Genomic DNA, 2841 nt, shown 5'->3' with positions numbered 1-2841 from the left:
GATGTGGCTGGTCCGCTTGCGGATCCGGTAGGCGCGGCCCTGGGCACGCGGACGGAACCGCTTCAGGGTCGGACCCTCGTCAACGTACGCCTCGCTGATGACGAGGTCGTCCACGTTGGAGTGGTTGTAGTTGTGCGCGGCGTTGGCAATGGCGCTGTCGAGCACCTTGCCGACCGGCACGGTGGCGGCCTGCGGAGCGAAACGCAGGACGGCCTGGGCCTCCGTGGCCGGCAGGCCACGGATGAGGTCCACCACGCGGCGGGCCTTCATGGGCGTGACGCGGATGTACCGCGCCTGGGCCCTGGCTTCCATGGTTGTCCCCTTAATGGAGTAAGTCATTGAGTCGTTCTGGCGGTGAAGCTCAGGCGACTAGCGACGCTTCGACTTGCGGTCGTCCTTGACGTGGCCGCGGAAGGTGCGGGTCGGAGCGAACTCGCCCAGCTTGTGGCCGACCATCGACTCGGTGACGAACACCGGGACGTGCTTGCGACCATCGTGAACCGCGATCGTGTGGCCGAGCATGGCCGGGAAGATCACGGAGCGACGGGACCAGGTCTTGATGACGTTCTGGGTACCCGCCTCGTTCTGCGCGTCCACCTTCTTGAGAAGGTGGCCGTCGATGAAGGGGCCCTTCTTGAGACTGCGCGGCATCTGACCTGCTCCTAGCGCTTCTTGTTGGTCTTGCGGCGGCGCACGATGAGAGCGTCCGACGCCTTCTTCGGGCGACGGGTGCGACCCTCCTTCTGGCCCCACGGCGAGACCGGGTGGCGACCACCAGAGGTCTTACCCTCACCACCACCGTGCGGGTGGTCGATCGGGTTCATGGCGACACCACGCACGGTCGGGCGAACGCCCTTCCAGCGCATACGGCCGGCCTTGCCCCAGTTGATGTTCGACTGCTCGGCGTTGCCGACCTCGCCGACGGTCGCGCGGCAGCGCGCGTCGACCAGGCGGATCTCACCGGAGGGCATGCGCAGGTGCGCCATCTTGCCCTCACGCGCCAGCAGCTGGATGCCGGCACCGGCGGAGCGGGCCATCTTGGCACCGCCACCGGGACGCAGCTCCACCGCGTGGATGGTCGTACCGACCGGGATGTTGCGAAGCGGCAGGTTGTTGCCGGGCTTGATGTCGGCGCCGGGGCCGTTCTCAATCCGGTCACCCTGCGCGATGCCGCGCGGCGCGACGATGTAGCGCTTCTCGCCGTCCGCGTAGTGCAGGAGCGCGATGCGCGCGGTGCGGTTCGGGTCGTACTCGATGTGCGCGACCTTGGCCGGCACGCCGTCCTTGTCGTGACGACGGAAGTCGATCACGCGGTAGGCGCGCTTGTGTCCGCCACCCTGGTGGCGAACGGTGATCCGACCGGCGTTGTTACGGCCGCCCTTGCTGTGCAGGGGGCGAACCAGCGACTTCTCCGGCGTGGACCGCGTGATCTCTACGAAGTCGGCCACGCTGGAGCCACGACGGCCCGGCGTAGTCGGCTTGTACTTGCGGATGCCCATTTGGCTCTCTCGTCCTCGTCCTTATCGACGATCACGATCTCCGTTAGGAGACCGGACCACCGAAGATGTCGATGCGGTTGCCCTCAGCCAGCGTCACGATGGCGCGCTTGGTGTCCTTGCGCTTGCCGAAGCCCGTCTTGGAGCGCTTGCGCTTGCCCTGACGGTTGATCGTGTTGACAGCCTCGACCTTGACCGAGAAGACCGCCTCGACGGCCTGCTTGATCTGGGTCTTGTTGGCGCCCGGCGACACGATGAACGTGTACTTGTTCTCGTCGAGAAGGCTGTAGCTCTTCTCGGAGATGACCGGCTTCACCAGGACGTCACGGGGGTCCGTGAACGTCTTGCTCGTAACGTCGCTCATCAGGCGGCGCTCCCTTCGAGCTCGCCCTCAGCGGCAACGGCCTTGGCGGACGCGGCCGGACCGGCCACGAAGCGCTCGAAGGCGGCCTGGGTGAAGACCACATCGTCGGAGACGAGCACGTCGTAGGTGTTCAGCTGACCGGCGTCCAGGATGTGCACGTTCGGCAGGTTACGAGCGGACTTGAGGCCCAGCTCGTCCGCACGCTCGACGACCAGGAGGACGTTCTTGCGGTCGGTGATCTTGCCGAACAGGCTCTTGGCGGCCTTGGTCGACGGCGCCTCGGTCGCGGTCACGTCGGTGATGACGTGGATGCGGCTGTGGCGGGCCCGGTCGGTGAGCGCACCGCGCAGGGCGGCGGCGATCATCTTCTTCGGGGTCCGCTGCGAGTAGTCGCGCGGCACGGGACCGTGCACGACGCCACCGCCGGCGAACTGCGGCGCACGGGTCGAGCCCTGACGGGCGCGGCCGGTGCCCTTCTGGCGGTACGGCTTCTTGCCGCCGCCGCGGACCTCGCCACGAGTCTTGGTCTTGTGGGTGCCCTGACGGGCCGCAGCGAGCTGCGCCACGACGACCTGGTGCATCAGCGGAACGCTGACCTTCGCGTCGAAGATCTCGGCCGGCAGCTCAAGGCTGCCGGTCTTGTCGCCCGAGGGCGACAGGATGTCAATGGTGCTCATATCCTCACAGCCCCTTCGCCGCGGTGCGGACGAGGACGAGGCCGCCGTTCGGGCCCGGGATTGCGCCCTTGATCAGGAGCAGCCCCTTCTCCGCGTCAACGGCATGGATGGTCAGGTTCTGGGTGGTCACACGCTCGTGGCCCATCCGGCCGGCCATCCGTACGCCCTTGAACACGCGACCCGGGGTGGCGCAGCCACCGATCGAGCCGGGCGAGCGGTGCTTGCGCTGCACACCGTGACCGGCGCCGAGGCCCCGGAAGTTGTGGCGCTTCATGACACCGGCGAAGCCCTTGCCAGGTGCCGG

General features: G+C 67.4%; 6 protein-coding genes. All 6 read right to left on the bottom strand.

What is annotated here, in order from left to right; genetic code table 11:
* Positions 1-312: 50S ribosomal protein L22 (gene rplV, locus C2142_RS22965; RefSeq protein ID WP_148644961.1), on the bottom strand; the 312-nt coding region annotated here is incomplete at its 3' end.
* A 57-nt stretch (positions 313-369) separates the two neighbouring features.
* Positions 370-651 carry a 30S ribosomal protein S19 gene (rpsS, locus tag C2142_RS22960; protein WP_030055821.1) on the bottom strand — a complete coding sequence of 94 codons (282 nt, stop codon included), beginning with the start codon at positions 649-651 and terminating at the stop codon, positions 370-372.
* An 11-nt stretch (positions 652-662) separates the two neighbouring features.
* Entirely contained in the window at positions 663-1499 is an 837-nt protein-coding gene (rplB, locus tag C2142_RS22955) for a 50S ribosomal protein L2 (protein ID WP_148644392.1), read from the bottom strand.
* A gap of 43 nt (positions 1500-1542) precedes the next feature.
* Entirely contained in the window at positions 1543-1860 is a 318-nt protein-coding gene (gene rplW, locus C2142_RS22950) for a 50S ribosomal protein L23 (protein ID WP_030280768.1), read from the bottom strand.
* Entirely contained in the window at positions 1860-2537 is a 678-nt protein-coding gene (gene rplD / locus C2142_RS22945) for a 50S ribosomal protein L4 (protein WP_148644391.1), read from the bottom strand. Before rplD ends, rplW begins: the two co-directional genes overlap by 1 nt.
* A gap of 4 nt (positions 2538-2541) precedes the next feature.
* Positions 2542-2841, bottom strand: a 300-nt coding sequence (gene rplC, locus C2142_RS40235) for a 50S ribosomal protein L3 (protein WP_241002730.1), incomplete at its 5' end; no start/stop codon positions are given.

The organism is Streptomyces sp. CB01881 (assembly GCF_002953255.1).
GTDB lineage: Bacteria > Actinomycetota > Actinomycetes > Streptomycetales > Streptomycetaceae > Kitasatospora.
This window is presented reverse-complemented; position numbering and strand designations above follow the sequence as displayed.